Origin of the sequence: Vibrio natriegens NBRC 15636 = ATCC 14048 = DSM 759 (genome assembly GCF_035621455.1) — a bacterium.
In the GTDB taxonomy this organism is placed as follows: domain Bacteria; phylum Pseudomonadota; class Gammaproteobacteria; order Enterobacterales; family Vibrionaceae; genus Vibrio; species Vibrio natriegens.
In genome coordinates, this window is record NZ_CP141823.1 from 520,013 (window position 1) to 537,305 (window position 17,293).

Genomic DNA, 17,293 nt, shown 5'->3' on the forward strand with positions numbered 1-17,293 from the left:
ATAAACTATAGTTAAAAGAGTCGCTTAACTAACGTGAATAATAATGATAAACAAGCTTAAATGGATACTTTTGCTTTTCGTCTTCCCATCGGTATGCTATTCAAATGTGCCATGCACCCCGTCTTCATGGAATGATAATCTGAATGAATTCAACAGGCTAGAGTCTAAGTACAATCAGCATGTCAAAGTCTTCAACGCACTTCTGATTGAACATAAACAACGACCACTCTTATCCAAGGAGTTTTCTCCCAACGAGCTAGTGATGCTTTGGCGCGTAAAGTCTCGTCGAGATATGCTCCAGACTCAGCTGGACGCATCTATACAATACCGTAAAGAATTAACTCAAAAAGCCAGTGAAATAACCAAACTCAGTACACAATCTCAGTGGTCCGCCAACGGTTGGGAGAAACTGGCTCAAAGTTGTAAGTTATCAGAAAAGATGTCAAACCAGATTACCGCAGAGTGGTATCAGACGAATGCGAATCAACTTGCTGAAGACTATACTAAATTATCCTCACTTTATCTTGGTTTAGCCTCAGTCTACGAGAGAGAAGCAAGCGCTTTAACATCTGCGAAACATCAAAGAAACATAAATTCGGCCACACCATAATCTGTCGCACCAATTTGAATCATTTGCATTCAATCTGGATAATTTTAAGAGACATAGGTCACAATAATACTTTACTTGTGGCTAATAATTGGTTACTTTAGCCGTTAATAAAGTTTAACAAATAGTCACAACTGGCTGGGATGATGCTACAAAAATGGTTATCAATCGACTAAGTAACAGGCAAGACCCTAATACTACTAAAGCCAAGTTTTTGTCAGTAGTTAGGCACGTAAAACAATTCGGTTCAATCAGTGATCTGGACCTTTGTAAAATCTTCGGAGAAACAATTTGGAGCGATGGGAGGGAATACCATTCAGCTGCTTTCTCATTTAAAGTAGATAGACGGACCGGCAATTGTGAAATATCACAATACAAAAATAGCCAATAAATCGTAAAGAATTCGAAAGCGAAGTCAGTAAACGGACTTCGCTTTTTTGATCAAGCATAAACCGGAAGGCTCCCATTCCCCTTTACTTCTCGTATTGCTAAATGGGTATGAATGTCTTTGACGTTCTCTAGCCTCTGTAGTTTTCTGGTGAAGTTTTCATAGCCTTCCAGATCCCTACTGACCACTTCCAACAAGTAGTCGTACGCGCCCGACACCACATGGCATGAGATGACCTCGTCCATTTCAACGATCGAATATTCAAATTCATCAATTGAAGAGGCTTGGTGGTTATTCAAACTGACTTCGACAAATACCGTCATCGCGATGCCAACCTTACCGCGGGATAATATCGCCCGGTATCCATTCACAACCCCTTCTTGCTCAAGACGCTTTATTCGCCTTGCGCATGGAGAAGGTGAAAGCCCCACTTGATCAGCGAGATCAGCCGTCGTCAGAGTGGCGTCTTTTTGAATCAGGTTCAGTAGCTGCCTGTCTATTTTGTCCATTTCTCATTGCCTGCCAAATATCATCAATATTTATACGTTATACGCGCTTTTTCACTAACATTAAAATAAATCACGTCATAACTTGCCACCACTGAGCGTCCTTTTTGTTCGACAATGAACAAATCGATAACAAATTGGATACGTTAAGCATGATTCTGGGATACGCAGCAATATTAGTGACCTTACTTCTCTGGTCCGGTTTTTTCATTTCTCTCAAAGCAGGCGCAATCTCAGCACTTCAACCAGCCGATATCGCATTAGTCAGATTCTTGATTCCCAGCTTGGTTTTGCTCCCTTTTGTCCTAAAGAACAGAAAAACCATTAGCGTTATTCCCAATAAATATTTAACAGGCGTTGTAGTGGGGAGTGGGCTGCCTTACTTACTGCTCGTTGGTAGCGCGATGCACCTCGCCCCAGTGTCTCATGCCAGTGCACTGATACCCGGCACATTACCGTTATTTGTCTCCGCCATCGCTGTTCTCTTTTATCAACAAGCATTGAGCAAACACCGTTTATTTGGCCTAACGACGGTATTATTGGGTATCTTTGTCTTCTTGTTTTCCAACACGGGCACTGATTACAACTGGTCACAATTACAAGGACATCTACTATTTCTTACCGGCAGTTTGATGTGGGCGGTCTTTACCATCAGCGCGCGTGTCGCCAACCTGAATGCTCATGTCTGTGCTGGCTTTGTAGCGATAATCTCGTTAGCACTGCTTATCATCGCGGTCGGTTTCGGCTGGATAGACAGCTATTTAGCCGTCACACCAATGAAGTACTGGCCATGGAAAGAACTGTTCGGGCACACCATGCTTCAAGGGGTAGGCGCTGGCTTAATCGCTTCCTATACTTTTATATACGCGATCCGAATCATTGGTGCGGAAGCCAGTGCAGCGTTTGGCTCTTTAACTCCAGTCATTGCTACGTTGCTGGCGATCCCAATCTTTGGTGAGCAACCCGACACACTCACATGGCTTGCCCTAACGCTAGTAACGTGTGGCAGTATAATCGCGAGCCAGATATTTATGAAAAATGACCTTAGTCAGCCTTATCGCCCGCCTGTTCATCGTTAGCATAAGTTAGCCTTTTAAACAGGTTTTTGTGACCACAAGTTTAATATTTGCGAACATGGAATTATTAGACAAGTGGTCACTTTGCAATCACTTTTGGGTTGAAACGAGGATAGCGTGGTGTTTGAAGAGATTAAAAAGCTATAATAGGCAGTTATTTACATAAAGTATGTTGCCTGAACAAATGGTGTTCTGATAGCCTCCCAAACAATAAGGGATTATATTATTCGACGACATGCCAGCAACGCACACGAAAGATGAACTGAGTCATTTCTTGAAACCAGGAACTAAGCTATCCATAGAGATGGAACTTGGTCCTCAAAAGAGCAGCTCATACGTTACAACTTATTTGGGCTTGAAAGAAAACGCCTATCTGATTATTGATATTCCAACAAAGCTGCTGGAAGATCATGCGATTAGAAGACTCAATAATGCAGACGTCGTTGTTCGTGGTGTATCAGACACGGAGCTCGGGCACGTAGTTGCATTCAAATCCAGTGTGTTAATGCACATTAGCCACCCATCCCCTCTTTTATTCGTCCGTATACCGACGACGTTTGCCACAAAACCCGTGCGCGAATTTGAACGTTACAAGCTGAAAATGGACTGCACTATTGACCATGGCGGTCATGTCTACGACGGAAGCCTGATTGACTTTTCGATAGCCGGGATAGGCATCTCGACCTTATTTGAACCGGAATTCCAAGTGGGTGATAACGTCAAGGTTGATTCAGCACTTAGTGCCTATGTAGGCAGCGACAATCATTGCTTAATCGCAAACATCAAAAAGTTAGCCAAAGGCTGGATCATTGGCATTAAGTTTGACAAGCCAATCGCAATGACTGACCAATTGAAAGTAGCGTTGCTGGAACAGTATTTTCTGTCCAGCAACTAACGTTTAATGCTAAAAGCAAATTGAACGGCTATTGTTCGCCAAAGCGAGTTGCTTCGAAGCTGTTGAGGAATCGATGTATCAGATAGGTCACGAGTAGCGTTGCAACAATGGCAAACAGGATACTGCTCACCCGATACAGCGCACTAAAGATCAAATCACCACCTGGGCTTAAGTATTGACCAAATAAAATGCCTAACGTGGTGAGTCCACCAAAGCCCGCTCCGGATCCACTGGATTCTTTAACGTGCATATAGCTGAAAATCATTGCGCCAATCCACAGCAGAGGTACGACGAATAACAAGGTATCTGACCAGTCATAAAGCACTAGCTGGCTGGTAATACCGAACGTCACCCCCAGTAACGTGCCCATCGCTCTTTTACGAGCATAACCTAGGGCACCATTCCAATGCATCGGAAACAACAGCAATATGGTCGTCGCCTGTGCCGACAGAGAGTCACTTAAGTCGAAAACCTGGAAAACCAGAAACGACATAGTTACGATGCTTGCTCCCATCAAGGCTTCATGACGCATGCGATGGCTTTTCTTCGGTTCCGAAGGTCTGGCTGGCGGCTGACGAGGCTCAGCATCAGGAATCAAAAACGTCACTAAATACGCAACAACAACTGAAAGAACATTCGCTTCCAGATTACTGAAGATAAGATCATTTAGGTCAGTACTGACATAACTGGAAAAGTGCAGCATGATGCTGAGGTTCAATACACTACTCGCACCAAACAGGAATAAACTTCCCTTCGACATACAAGCAAATTTGTACAGAAATAATCCAAAAGCAATCATCGTCATCATGAATGGATGACCGCCAAACAGTCCAGCAAGAATACCAACTTCCAGGCCACAAACTACGGCGGCAAATATCATCTGCCTAGCCGCATGCAAGCTCATCACAGGAACCATGCCGAGCAGCAGCATCGGCGTTACCGTGTAAAACACACCGTAGTTCCAGCCGAAAAGTTTACATACGGTAAAGCCTATCGTAGCGCCAGTGGCGATTCGAAGACACTGCCTGAGATCATTCTCAGACATGGGGTGGTCCCATAACTTCATACCACCTCCTGATTAATAGATGTAATGCAGAGCACTCAAGAAATGAATCTGTAGGTTACTAAACCACCCAGAGATCGTATTCTCAGGCAACAGTTGGACGGTTGCACGCGCTCCGGCAGGGAACGAGTGCTGCTCTTGATCGTCAATCGCTAAATGCAAACGCATGCGCTGTGCATCCCTAACCCAACGGTCCGTCTCTGTCGGTGTGGCAAGTCGTCCATCAGCATCGAACTGACCAGAACTTACGCCAGCATCAATACTTGTGATTCGAGCTTCAAAAACGTCACCCGGCAAGCTATCAAAAGCAACCAATGCGCGGCTGTCACGATTAAAGTGGCGCAGGCTCTTTTCTCGGAAATCAGCAATGATGTCAACGTCATCTGAGACTAATGCAACCAGAGGACTTGCCGCAGAGGCGTAAGCACCCACTTCCAACTGAAGGTTGGCGACGATACCATCATGCTCAGCAATAACTTTTGTGTAAGACAAATTGAGCTCAGCTTGCTTGAGTTGATTCTGCGCAACACGAACGCTGACATTATCTTCACCTATTTCACCACGGCTTACTTCTAGCTCCTTCAGGCGAGCACGTGCTGCTAACAAGTTGGCTTTTTCAGCAGTTGCGCTACTCTGCGCATCATCAAGTTGCTGTTGAGAAGTACCGTTTCGGTGAAACAGCTTATTCAAACGCGCCGCTTCTCTCACCTTTTGCTCTGCAACAATCTTGTTTGCTTCCACATCCGCTTTTGCAGCGGCGATTGATGCATCCAGCTGGTCATTGTTTTGAATCACCTGATCCAGATTGAGCTGAGCACGTTCAACCGCCAGTTGGTAAGGCTGTGGATCGATCTGGAACAGTACTTCACCCTTATGGATTTCCTGATTGTTTGTGACGTAGATTTCTGTGATTTGCCCACTAACACGCGGCGCCACTTTGGTTACCACACGAGTTGCCATTGCTTGAGGCGTAAGAGGCATTGCCAGATCGGCAATTAGAAAGTAAGCAAAGACAAGGACAAACGCTACGCATGAATATTTAATCCAGCGCGCGAACTTTTGGTCTGGAGTCATAGGATTCAACTTCTCTTTTTTAGGTTTTCTGACTTATTCGCTAAGTGTATCGAGTGCATTGCGAGCAATTTGCTCTAGGATTAATCCCATGGCCTTAAGCTCATCATCATTAATGTCCGACAGTAATTTTCTACGAACCTCATAGATTCGGCTCTCTAGTTGAGTAATAAGAGCTTTACCGTCATCAGTCAGGCTGACAATACGGGCGCGCTTGTCATATTCACAACAACGTCGTATTACCAGAGACTGCTCTTCGAGTAATTTTAAGGTTCGCATTAATGACGACAGTTCTATCTCTAGTGCTTCCGCGAGATGCTTCTGGCTGACGTTGTCCCCCATGCGATATAACTTCCATAAGGCAGTCCAGCGCGGATACGTCAGGTTCAGTGGCTCAAGCTCTCGGTCTGCGACCATTTTCCATAAACGTGAGACGCGAGATAACTTTTCCGCAACGGAAAGCTCTCTCAAAATGTCGATGTCTTGAATCATTACAAACACTCAATTACTTAGCATGCTAAGTAATATAAATTAGTTAGCATGCTAAGTAAATAACTTTGTGACAAAAATCACATTAAGTTCAAGGAGAGAAGTTTGTTGCAGAGGGATCTTAGGTAATAAAAAAGGCACAACTTGCGTTGTGCCTGATAGGAGCTGATGTGTTTCTTATACCCAGTCGACTAAGAATCGCTGTTTGTAATCTAAAAGTGCTTCATGGAATGCGTTTTCTTTAATTGGTTTAAGTAAGATGTAGTTCGCCCCCGCTTCCATAAACGCATCACCTGTTTCTTTTGCAGTATCTGCCGTACAAGCATAAATCGGCGTGCCTAGTTTGAGGTTTCGGCGAATCTCTTTTGTGGTTTCTATACCACCGAGATGCGGAAGTTGGTTATCCATTAAGATCAAGTCATAGGTATGGTGTTTTAACCGCTCGATGGCCTCGAGCCCGTCTTTTGCCCATTCAACCTGCATTTCATACTTATTACAAAAGGCTTTTAAAATAAACGCGTTAGTATGATTGTCTTCGACAAGCAGGACTTTCAACGTTTGATTAAACATATCTTCAGGGTTGATATGTTGATCGGGTTTATTTTCACTTGAAAGACGTTCACGGTCTCTCACTGGCAACGTTACAACAAATGTCGTTCCAACCCCTTTTTGACTGTAAACTTGGACATTACCATCTAACATATCGACCAAACTTTTGACGATTGTCAGCCCTAAACCACTACCACCGTATTCACGCGTTGTCGTTTCCTCTTCCTGCACAAACGGTTCAAACATTTGCTCGAGTTTGTTCGGGTCGATACCTATACCCGTATCGGACACTTCAACCACCAGCACACTGTTCTCAACCCCTTCAAACTGATCCAATACCGCGCTTAGCCGAACACTTCCTGATGGCGTAAATTTGACTGCATTACTGAGCAGGTTAAACATAATTTGGTTGAGGCGAACCTGATCGGTAAAGAGTGCGACTTGAGGATCCAACTGGTTTTCAATGACCAGTTCCACGCCTTTACTTTCACAAATCGGACGATAAATATTCTCTAAAGTGCGAACAGTATCGGTGAAGGAAAACGAGTGTTTTTGAATATTAAATTTCCCTTGCTCGATTTTCGAGAAATCTAGAATGTCATTCAAAACAGCAAGTAAGTGCTCACCACTATGACGAAGCACGTCTATCTGGTTACTCTGTTCTTGCGATTTAACCGCACCTTTCAATAGCTGAGCGACACCTAAAATACCGTTAATTGGCGTTCGAATTTCGTGACTCATCTTAGCGAGGAAATCAGCGCGAGCTTGAGCGGATTTTTCTGCTTCTTTTCTGGCGACATTACTTTGCTTTTCAGCCTCGATAAGCGTTGTAATATCTTGCCCTTGAACAATGATACCGCTGAGATCGCCATCCACCAGAATGGGAGACAAGTTCCAGCGATACACTTTCTCGCCAATCGGTACATTCACTCCGGTAAGAGTTGCGCCTTGCGATGCCATACGCAGGTGAGGAAGCAATTTTTCCTTAAAGCTCTTAAATACGGGAGGCATAGTTTTATTATCATTTTCGAGCACCAGCTCTTTTCTCGCCGCTGGGTTTATTTGTATCAGTACCCCAGCTTCAGACCACACCATGATCGGCGATAAAGCAAAGTTAAACAGGTCACGGAATGAGCGTTTTTGTGCTTCAAGCTCTTCAAAAGTGTTTTCTAGCGTCGTCCCGATATCATCAAACTCTTCGATATCTGACCCGCAAAATCGCTCAAACCCTTTTTCTTCGCGAGCTGAACGTGTGTACGACATTAAGGAGTCAAGTTGTTCTGCTACTTTATTCTCTATCCACTCTTTGGTCAGTAAGGCGATCAAGATCATCCCGATAACCGAAGCCATCATCGCCAAAAGATGCTGAACCTGCAGGGTAACGACACTTTGATTATCCTGAACCGTCAATAGAGATAAATCCGTATGAGCCGCATTCACCTCAATTGGTGTCTTAATAATCAATAGTTGGTCGAGCTTCTCTTGAGATTCCCTACGTTTCAGAACATCAAATATTTTGTAAGACTCATCACCAGCCAACGAGTTGGCTAGAGGCAAGTTATTGGAGATGAGTACAACATTATCGACGTTACCTTCGTTTTTCAGCCTTTCCATCAAGCCAAAGTTGTTGTCCAAAACGACAACATTGTAGGAGTAACCCATCACTTCGCCCGTTGTGGGTTCAAGTACGGGGACTCTTCTCACCAACAAATGACGAGCGCCCATTGGCGTTAGTGACGTAATGTAGTACCAGTTATTGGTGAATGTGACGCTATTGGAAATAGTATCGAGTATCGAGTCATTAATGCCATAAAAATGGGCGTTTCCATCATCCCAGATAATGCCTTGATGGTTAGTGAGGAAGCGAATTTCAGGCGTGTGTGCAGGATCACTCTGGTCAATGCTCAGAAAAAAGAAATTTAAGGCTTCTTCATTCCGCTTCGTATAAAAATCAAGCACCACATCGCTTTTAGAATTGCTGTCGTGGTGGATCTGTATCGCAGCGAAATGACTGTCAAAAATATTCAGAATCAGGGCAGATGTTTGTTGCTTTGTCCTGTCGACTTCTTGCCAAATAATCTGTTTGGAGAAGTAATAACTCTGAACGAATATGCCTAAAATTATCGGAGCAAGAACGAGAATTATAATTTTAGTTATGAGCGTCGACAAAGAGCGACGCTTTCTGGTTGATGTGTTTGTCATCAATTATCTGAGTATCTAAATGCGCGCTTTCTTAAGGCTTCTATTCTTTCGGGAGAATCTGATGTGGTGACGACTTCATAGTCACCAGAATATACAGTTGGTACTGACTTCCCTTCCAGATCCCACTTTATGGCTTCTGCCATCGCAATACCAGTATCGTCGTTCATACGCATGACGGTTATATCCAACTCTCCATCTAAAATGGCGTCTAGCTCTGCAGAGCCCCCTCCCCAGCCATTAATCATAATATCATCGCGCCCGAGTTCAGCTAGCGCTTCAACGGCACCAAGAGCGACGTCTGTGAGCAAGCATAAATAAAATCGACATCAGGGTACTTGTCCAAACTGGCTTTTGCCGCCTCATACCCAGACTGCTTTGTCGCCTTGGTGTAATATGCAGATTGTAGCTCAAAGTTGCTGTCACGGTTTACCTGGTTAATAAATGTATTCCCTCTTACATCACTAATGTAGCCTTCTGAAAAGTAAAGCACACTGTAGTGAGTGTTTTGGGGGAAGCGTTGACTAAACTCTTTCGCCAGTTTTCTGCTGCCTTCAGCATGGTCAAAACCAACATAAAGAAACGGCTGATGTTTATCCCAATCTCTTACTGGTGTCGTAATGTTTTGTAAGATCAGTTTGGTTTTCTTCGAATCTAAGACATGCTCAATAAATTTGCGATGTCTGGTGGTATCGAGCGTAAAGATGAGATAGTCCGAGTTGCTTTTCAAAGCCTCCATTAAAGACAGACTTTGCTGTTTGATATCGGCGTTTGGACGGGTAAAAACCTGATTGAGCTGATAGTTAATATTTAGCTTATCTAACCGTTTTTCAAAGGCATCAATGTTTCTGATCCAGTAATCTGAGATTTGCTGCCCTGGGTAAACGACTGAAATCTTCAGTTCACGCTTTTTATCGCTAGTCACCGGAATCGGTTTTTCTCTGACAGCTTCAGCCAGTGCGTTGGTTAGTTGCTTTTGCTCTGGAAATTCATTCAGAAACTCTTGATATTCCCAATATCCATTCAGGACTTGCGATGGATGTGCTGCTGGGGCCATACCAGCTACTAATACAAGGGAGAATATTAACTCTTTTTTCATCTGTTGCTCTATTAGTTTTATATCGAGTCTAATTCACTCTATTTATTATCTAGCCGAGTCATCCGTTACTTGGGCGCGTTGAACTATTGTAATCTACCTTCCACTAAGTACTGGTTTCAATAACATTTTCTTCGTTATGCATTATGCGTCAGATGAGTCTTACATAACAAACGAATATTGCATTATATTTCATTACATTATGAACGCATCTTTTAGATAAAAAGAAGCCGCCTTATAGAAATCAGCGGCTCTTTGTAAGTCGGTGTCATGCGTTGATTCGACCATTTATCGGCGTTTAACGACGAACGGTAAATATCAAGCTGTGGTGTTCATCTAAGCCAAAAGACGCTTTTGATTCAACCAATAACTCTTTTTTCGTTTTAGCTAGCTGCTTAATAAAATACTCAGCTTTCATCGCCAGACTCTTGGAATCAAATTTCATGGTCCATTCCAGAACTAATGGCCCTTTACCTTTTAGTGCCTTAGCGCCTTTGCCATCTTGATGCTGTTTAAACCGGCGTTCAATATTGTTGGTTACACCACAATAGAGTGCATTCCGGTTATTTCGTATCAGATAAACACTCCAAACTTGTTCAACACAATCACTCATCAAAGCAGAGATTCTACCTGAGCTTTCAAAGCATCGAGTTCTTCTCTCAGCATTGCCACTTCTTGTTCAAGCTGACTAATACGATCTGAGCTCGGTGACACAGTCGCTGTTGTCTCGATAGCAGAGACATCCACTTCACCGCAGAATAAATGCATGTAGCGAGATTCACGCTTACCAGCCTCTCGTGGCAGTTTTACGACTAATGGACCTTTCTCTTCGCTCGCTAAGTGTTCCAGAACGTTTTCCACCTCTTTAACATCGCGAAACGTCGTCAGGCGGTTAGTTCGAGTGCGAATCTCACCTGGCGTCTGAGCCCCGCGCAACAGCATGCAGCATACAATGCCTTTTTCTTGCTCAGTCAGTTTTAGGTCGCCAAACTCTGTATTGCAAAAACGGTGCTGATATTTGCTCACTCGGCTATTAAAAGCACTTTCGTCACTGACTAGTCGACGTTCAATCAGCGCATCTACCGCATCTAATACATCAGACTCGGACAACGACATGACTGGCTCACGATTGCTTTTTTGATTACATGCGTTGGTAAGTGCATTCAGACTTAGGGGATAAAGATCGGGAGTCGTCACTTCTTTCTCGATCAGGCAACCAATTACTCGTGCTTCTATTGCCGTTAGCTCAACTTTCATAATGCATTCCTTATTATTTTTTGCATTTGAATTTTATACTCAAGCCGCTCTAGAGGGTCAGGCTGAAACCTGAACAGGTTAGAAAGCGCTTGAATATAAGGTAGTCAGGCTAAAGCATAGACTAAGACCTGACCCCTTTCGTGAATCGGGATAGGACTTAGTGCTCGGAGAGAATAGGTACTTTTCTCAGATTACCATCTTCATCAATCATCATTATTTTCGAACGATTGAGTTCAACTTCTGTAAGTTCAAGTTGATCGCGTGCATTGATGTATGCTGTTTTTAACTTCTCAGCCAAAGAACTCGTGACTTGTTCACTATCTTGACTGTCGACTTGCTCCGCAGTGTTACGAGAGTCCATATCAAGTGTCATCATTTTGTATTTAATGATGCTGATAATATAGTGAAGGCTCAATCATGACAACGCATCGATTTACTCAAACCCCGTATCAAACACATATTTATCCAAACTAAGTCGCACAAAGACACGTTTTGTTTCGCCGCGGCTGCCAATTCAAACACGAGAATTGTAATGCATGAATCATTTCAAGCGTGAAATCACCATTGCTCTGAGGTGCGCCAAATCAGGCTCAACTGGCATAAAACTGAGATGGTTTCTTGTTGTAAGGCAAGTCACACAATGATTGGTCGAGAAGTGTTCAACTCATCGTCGTGATTGATCTAAAGACTGTTATGCTACGGGATGTTGTGCTTTAATCGAGAAAGATATTCACAAATTAGGAAAGGGAACTATGAGTAGCGTATTTGAAATCGTTAGCCAAGCTCGTCGCAAGAATAAATTGAAACGAGAGCTTCTTGATAACGAGAAAAAAGTTCGTGATAACCGCAAACGTGTAGACCTGCTAGAAAACCTTCTAGACTACATCAAGCCAGAGATGACTCACGACGACATCTTAGCGATCATCAAAAACATGAAAGCCGATTACGAAGATCGTGTTGATGACCACATCATCAAGAGCGCAGAAATCTCTAAAGCACGTCGTGACATCAGCCGTCGCATTCGTGAACTGACGGAAGAAGACAAGCAAACTAGCGGCAAGAAATAAACACCAATAGTTCTGTTATAATTTGAACCCCGAGCAAGACAACTTGCTCGGGGTTTGTTTTTGTCACGGATTAAAGTGGTGTGTACAATTGCACCAACGTTATCCCAAACCTATAACTGAATAAGCTTTCTATGTCCTCAACTACGATCAGTCCTCAACCTACATTAGCCAAGCAATTGTTCTCGATGACATGGCCCATGCTCTTTGGTGTTTTATCACTGATGAGTTTTCAGCTTGTGGACAGTGCTTTTATCGGCCAACTTGGCGTCTTACCTTTGGCGGTACAAGGATTCACACTGCCACTGCAAATGGTCGTGATCGGTATTCAGGTTGGCTTAGGCATCGCAACAACCGCGGTTATCTCTAAAGCACTAGGAGCCAATGAAACACGCTATGCTAAACAGCTTGGCGGTTTAGTTCTAATGATTGGCTCGGTAGGAGTTGCGATAATCAGTGTGTTAATTTGGTTGCTTCGTTACCCGATATTATCCATGCTCAGCGCACCGGATACGGTTATGCCTATCATCGATAGTTACTGGCCATGGTGGTTACTGAGCTCCTGGACTGGTGCCCTCCTCTACTTTTACTACAGCATCTGTCGAGCTCACGGCAATACCATGTTGCCAGGCACCATGATGATGATCACTAGCGGTGTGAACCTAGTTCTCGATCCGATCTTCATATTTACCTTCGATCTCGGCATTAATGGCGCAGCGCTTGCGACAATTGTTGCGTTCAGTTTTGGTATTTTGGTCGTGGCTCCACGAGTCAAAAAGAGCCATTGGGCCACAACGCAATGGCAAGATCTAAACGTAGTTAAGAGTGTCCGTTCCATCGGCAATATCATGGGGCCTGCGATGATAAGCCAACTCTTACCCCCTTTGTCTTCCATGCTCGCAACTAAGCTACTGGCAGGATTTGGTACGGCTGCCGTCGCGGCATGGGCGCTGGGATCGCGTTTTGAGTTTTTCGCCATTGTTTCTGTACTCGCATTAACTATGTCTCTACCGCCAATGGTCGGGCGATTGCTTGGCGCAAAAAACTATGATGACATTCAATCGCTGGTGAGTATTGCGGTTAAGTTTGTTCTGATCTTCCAGCTCTTAATTGCCGTTATTACCTTTGCTGTCGCGAATCCTCTGGCATTATTAATGACCAGCGATATTCAAGTTGAGCAAGTGTTAGAAATGCATTTGATGATCGTCCCGATTAGCTTAGGCTCTCTGGGCGTATGTATGCTTATGGTTTCTATCTGTAATGCATTAGGTAAGTCATACACGGCGCTAACCGTTTCGGCGTTACGTCTGTTCGTCTTTTTCCTGCCATGTTTATGGGTTGGTTCTCAGCTTGGTGGAATCAGAGGTCTTCTGCTTGGTGCTTGTCTGGGTAATATCTGCGCAGGCATCGCTGCTTATCTCACTTATCGTCGCACTATCGCATCGCTGTCCGAAAGGCATAAAGCGTACTAAGTCTATAAACCAATAAGATCAGATATCATAATAATGAAGCCCTCTATATTGAGGGCTTCATTCGTTGAGTTAAATACAGCCTTCTAATACCAATCACAGTAAGTAAGTGTTCAGAAATAGCGTAGGAAAAATGCTTGAGAACAAGGCGAAATTTTTCGATAAGTAGTTATTCTACAGTCAAAAATTTCAACACGGTTATCGAGTATTTTAACAAGCTAGGATGACCAGTTATTTACTACGATTGGTATAATACATCAAGCCTTCTTGTCCGCAGGAAAAACAACGCCAGTTTGTCTTCTGACTTCAGTCAGGACTTTTGCTACCGTCAATGAACGTTGTTTGGTGCTCTCATCAATCACACCTAACTTAAGTTGCTCGGCAAAAGCTTTAGCTTCGTAAAACATGTGGTTTTCGGTTTGTGGCAGGGTCAGTACTTCTTTCTCGTTACCACGAAGAATGCGTTCGACGCCACGACCCGTGGAGATCATATCGACTAGGACGCTACCTTGCTCACCCTGAAATTCACTTGGAATAAGCGAGTCGCTTACTTTTGAATGCAGAAGATTGACGTTAAAATCGTCGTAGGCAAGGGTCACACTCCCGCATCCATCCACACCGGATGGTAAGACAACCGCACTGGCCTGAACCTGATTTGGCTCGCCAAACAACTCAATTGCCGAACCCAGACAGTAATAGCCGATGTCCATAATCGAACCATTGGAAAAATCCGGATTGAACGTATTCGGGTTCTCACCGTTTAAATACTTTTGATAGCGAGAGGAATACTGGCAATAGCTGATCGTAGCGTGTCTTAACGGAGCTATGGTAGGCAGGCTTTCTTTCAACACAGTAAAGTTGGGAGTATAAGGCGACATGAATGCCTCAAAAAGCACGACTTCATTTTCTTCAGCGCACTTAAACATCTCTTGTGCAAGTGCGTAATTTGAGGCCATCGGCTTTTCACAAATGACATGCTTACCCGCTTTTAGCATTTGCAGCGCTTGAGGTGCATGAAGCGAATTTGGACTAGCAATGTAAACCGCATCAATATCCGGATCATTGCCCAAAGCGTCTAAACTGTCGTAGAAAGTCTCCGCATGGTATGGCGCACCAAATGAACGCGCCTTGTCAAACTCTCTCGAATATACGGCTTTGAGACGAAACTCCCCCGTTTGTATCGCTGCTTCAACAAATTGTTGAGATATCCAGTTCGTCCCAATAATCGCGAGATTAAACATGTCATTTCCTTCTAATTTTGATCGTAAACGCCAAGTGACTTCAGCTTATCTAATCGATTTAAACAAGGTTTATCTGATTAAACAACGCCAGATAGCGAAAGAATCGCTGCGCTACGTGTTCCACAATTTATGACTTATAATTGTGACAGCGTCACTTAAGATATAGAATTTATCGCAGCTAATCGTCGATTTATTGATAAACCTCAACAACCTCTCCTACCAGGGCTGGTAATTTGAACCCGTTTTGTGGCTCGCTAGCTCGAATGATCATTCTGATTTTGCTCTTCCCGTGAACAATAAACCTAATCCTTATATGGTTAATGGTATTTTTGGCGCTATAAATCCCAGTTCATATTGTGATTTGATGCAAATTTTTGATATTAAATCTGAACCTCAGAAGCACATTTCATCCCATCCATTAGTCTCAGTTGATAAAGAACATAATTAAGACTTTTATGTTTACCTTCAGAGTTGCGTTATCGATTCACATCACATATTTATGTAAATGAGATCTTATATTTCAATCAAAACCCATGATAGTAAGCATTATCATCGCAAAATAAGTTTGCATTTTTAAAAATGTCAACACCTTAAATACGACGCATTAGTCACATTAATCCTCCACAGATAAGCCATAAAACAGTGATTTCCACTAGGTTTATTTTTCCTAGCAGAATAAGCCCTTCAGCCGTAGAATCCGCCCCATAATTATTACAACCCGATTACATTACCACCAGACTCCTGCGCTCTACCGTAGAGGTACTAGCGGCGAGTATGGTTAGCCCCCAAAACGTGAAAGGTCCAATACAACAATGAGTCCAGAGAAATATCTCCAAGACTGGCAAACTAGCCAAACGATTGCTGAATCTATCTCCCCTCTAATCGGTAAGCTGTATCGTGAAAAAGGAATCGAAGTGGTTCTGTTCGGTAAGACGCTTATCAACGCCACAACTATCGACATTCTCAAAACTCACCGCGTAGCAAGACGATACACTGGAAGCCCTCTTTCTCTAGAGCAAACAATGCCTATCATTGAAGCACTATGTGAAATGAGCATTTCGTCTAGCCGCGTTGATATTGGTCATCTGGCAACTAAGTATTGGAATGAGCACGAAGACACTTCTTCACTAAATGATTTCCTACAAACAGCACTTCAAGGTGCTCGTGATGCAGATTCTTCTCTGAAAGCTCGCGATGTGGTTCTTTACGGTTTTGGTCGCATCGGGCGTCTACTAACTCGTCTTCTTATTGAAAAGAGCGGCCCTGGTTACCCACTAAGACTTCGTGCAATCGTTGTACGTGGTGGTAAAAAAGGCGACTTAGAGAAGCGTGCTAGCCTACTTCGTCGTGACTCGGTACACGGTCAATTCAATGGTAGCATCATCATTGATGAAGAGCGCAAAGCACTGATTGTGAACGGTAACTTCATTCAAATCATCTACGCAAACAACCCAAGCGAAGTTGACTACACCGCTTACGGCATTAACAACGCACTTGTTGTAGACAACACAGGCGTTTGGCGTGATGCAGAAGGTCTAAGCCAGCACCTAGCATGTAACGGCGCACAGAAAGTACTTCTGACTGCACCAGGTAAAGGCGATATCAAGAACGTTGTATTTGGTGTAAACGAATCTGTGATTCAAGAAGAAGACACCATCATCTCAGCAGCAAGCTGTACAACAAACGCGATTACACCAGTACTGAAAGCGTTGAACGATAAGTACGGTGTACTTTCAGGCCACATCGAAACGGTTCACTCTTACACTAACGACCAAAACCTGATCGATAACTTCCACTCAGGCGATCGCCGTGGGCGTAGTGCATCTCTGAACATGGTTCTGACTTCAACTGGCGCAGCAAAAGCAGTAGCAAAAGCACTGCCAGAGCTAGCTGGTAAGCTAACAGGTAACGCGATTCGCGTACCTACGCCAAACGTTTCAATGGCAGTTGCAAACCTAAACCTAGGTGAAGACGTGGATCGTGATTCACTGAACGACTACCTACGTGAAATGGCTCTGAATTCTGAGCTATCAGCACAGATTGATTACACAGACTCAACTGAAATCGTTTCAACAGACTTAGTTGGTTCTCGTCACCCTGGTGTAGTGGATGGTCAAGCGACTATCGCACAAGACAAGCGTTGTGTACTGTACATCTGGTACGACAACGAATTCGGTTACAGCTGCCAAGTTGTGCACTGTATGGAACAAATGATGGGTGTTCGTTACCAAACATTCCCTCGATAGGTGAACATTGCTCCACAACGTTAACCACATGGTGTAGCGAACTATACCTCAACATTTGTTCTTTATAATAAGCGCGA

The 17,293-nt window shown here is 43.6% G+C and carries 15 protein-coding genes and 1 pseudogene; 6 read left to right on the forward strand and 10 right to left on the reverse strand.

Going from position 1 to position 17,293, the window contains the following annotated elements; all coding sequences use genetic code 11:
- Positions 1-43: 43 nt before the first annotated feature.
- Positions 44-610 (forward strand): hypothetical protein, encoded by a 567-nt coding sequence (locus VER99_RS16825; RefSeq protein ID WP_020334156.1) that lies wholly within the window; start codon positions 44-46, stop codon positions 608-610.
- 438 nt (positions 611-1,048) lie between these two features.
- Here the strand turns inward: VER99_RS16825 and VER99_RS16835 are convergent, their stop codons facing one another.
- Positions 1,049-1,504: an Lrp/AsnC family transcriptional regulator gene (locus VER99_RS16835; RefSeq protein WP_020334155.1), complete on the reverse strand. Its 456-nt coding sequence runs from the start codon at positions 1,502-1,504 to the stop codon at positions 1,049-1,051.
- Between the two features lie 149 nt (positions 1,505-1,653).
- On the opposite strand from VER99_RS16835, the gene VER99_RS16840 reads away from it, so the two are divergent.
- Together VER99_RS16840 and VER99_RS16845 are read left to right on the forward strand one after the other, a co-directional pair.
- Positions 1,654-2,580 carry a DMT family transporter gene (locus VER99_RS16840; protein WP_020334154.1) on the forward strand — a complete coding sequence of 309 codons (927 nt, stop codon included), beginning with the start codon at positions 1,654-1,656 and terminating at the stop codon, positions 2,578-2,580.
- 232 nt (positions 2,581-2,812) lie between these two features.
- Entirely contained in the window at positions 2,813-3,472 is a 660-nt protein-coding gene (locus VER99_RS16845) for a PilZ domain-containing protein (RefSeq protein ID WP_020334153.1), read from the forward strand.
- A 28-nt stretch (positions 3,473-3,500) separates the two neighbouring features.
- Here VER99_RS16845 and VER99_RS16850 read toward each other — a convergent pair whose 3' ends face one another.
- The 8 genes and pseudogenes from VER99_RS16850 to VER99_RS16885 all read right to left on the reverse strand — a co-directional run bounded on the left by VER99_RS16850 (position 3,501) and on the right by VER99_RS16885 (position 11,557).
- Positions 3,501-4,538 (reverse strand): DUF2955 domain-containing protein, encoded by a 1,038-nt coding sequence (locus VER99_RS16850; protein ID WP_020334152.1) that lies wholly within the window; start codon positions 4,536-4,538, stop codon positions 3,501-3,503.
- Positions 4,539-4,550: 12 nt separating this feature from the next.
- Entirely contained in the window at positions 4,551-5,609 is a 1,059-nt protein-coding gene (locus tag VER99_RS16855; RefSeq protein WP_020334151.1) for an HlyD family secretion protein, read from the reverse strand.
- A 33-nt stretch (positions 5,610-5,642) separates the two neighbouring features.
- A complete protein-coding gene (locus VER99_RS16860) occupies positions 5,643-6,098 on the reverse strand; it encodes a MarR family transcriptional regulator (RefSeq protein ID WP_020334149.1) in 456 nt (151 codons plus the stop codon).
- A gap of 174 nt (positions 6,099-6,272) precedes the next feature.
- The gene (gene luxQ / locus VER99_RS16865; protein WP_020334148.1) at positions 6,273-8,846 is read right to left on the reverse strand and encodes a quorum-sensing autoinducer 2 sensor kinase/phosphatase LuxQ; all 2,574 of its coding nucleotides are present in this window, start codon (positions 8,844-8,846) and stop codon (positions 6,273-6,275) included.
- Positions 8,846-9,942 (reverse strand): annotated as a pseudogene (locus VER99_RS16870) (autoinducer 2-binding periplasmic protein LuxP). The gene luxQ and the pseudogene VER99_RS16870 overlap by 1 nt, the downstream one beginning before the upstream one ends.
- Positions 9,943-10,237: 295 nt before the next feature.
- A complete protein-coding gene (locus tag VER99_RS16875) occupies positions 10,238-10,552 on the reverse strand; it encodes a GIY-YIG nuclease family protein (RefSeq protein ID WP_020334147.1) in 315 nt (104 codons plus the stop codon).
- Positions 10,552-11,196, reverse strand: a complete 645-nt coding sequence (locus VER99_RS16880) for a YceH family protein (RefSeq protein ID WP_020334145.1) — start codon at positions 11,194-11,196, stop codon at positions 10,552-10,554. Before VER99_RS16880 ends, VER99_RS16875 begins: the two co-directional genes overlap by 1 nt.
- Positions 11,197-11,353: 157 nt before the next feature.
- A complete protein-coding gene (locus VER99_RS16885) occupies positions 11,354-11,557 on the reverse strand; it encodes a hypothetical protein (RefSeq protein WP_014233768.1) in 204 nt (67 codons plus the stop codon).
- 391 nt (positions 11,558-11,948) lie between these two features.
- Here VER99_RS16885 and VER99_RS16890 point away from each other — a divergent pair, with 391 nt between their 5' ends.
- Together VER99_RS16890 and VER99_RS16895 are read left to right on the forward strand one after the other, a co-directional pair.
- A complete protein-coding gene (locus VER99_RS16890; protein ID WP_020334143.1) occupies positions 11,949-12,263 on the forward strand; it encodes a DUF496 family protein in 315 nt (104 codons plus the stop codon).
- Positions 12,264-12,394: 131 nt separating this feature from the next.
- Positions 12,395-13,732, forward strand: coding sequence for an MATE family efflux transporter (locus VER99_RS16895; protein WP_031334665.1), 1,338 nt, complete (start codon positions 12,395-12,397; stop codon positions 13,730-13,732).
- 254 nt (positions 13,733-13,986) lie between these two features.
- On the opposite strand, the gene VER99_RS16900 is transcribed toward VER99_RS16895, so the two are convergent.
- On the reverse strand, positions 13,987-14,970 hold the full coding sequence (locus VER99_RS16900) for a Gfo/Idh/MocA family protein (RefSeq protein ID WP_020334142.1): 984 nt from the start codon (positions 14,968-14,970) through the stop codon (positions 13,987-13,989).
- An 812-nt stretch (positions 14,971-15,782) separates the two neighbouring features.
- Between VER99_RS16900 and VER99_RS16905 the strand changes: the two genes are divergently transcribed.
- On the forward strand, positions 15,783-17,216 hold the full coding sequence (locus tag VER99_RS16905) for a glyceraldehyde-3-phosphate dehydrogenase (RefSeq protein ID WP_020334141.1): 1,434 nt from the start codon (positions 15,783-15,785) through the stop codon (positions 17,214-17,216).
- Positions 17,217-17,293: the final 77 nt, after the last annotated feature.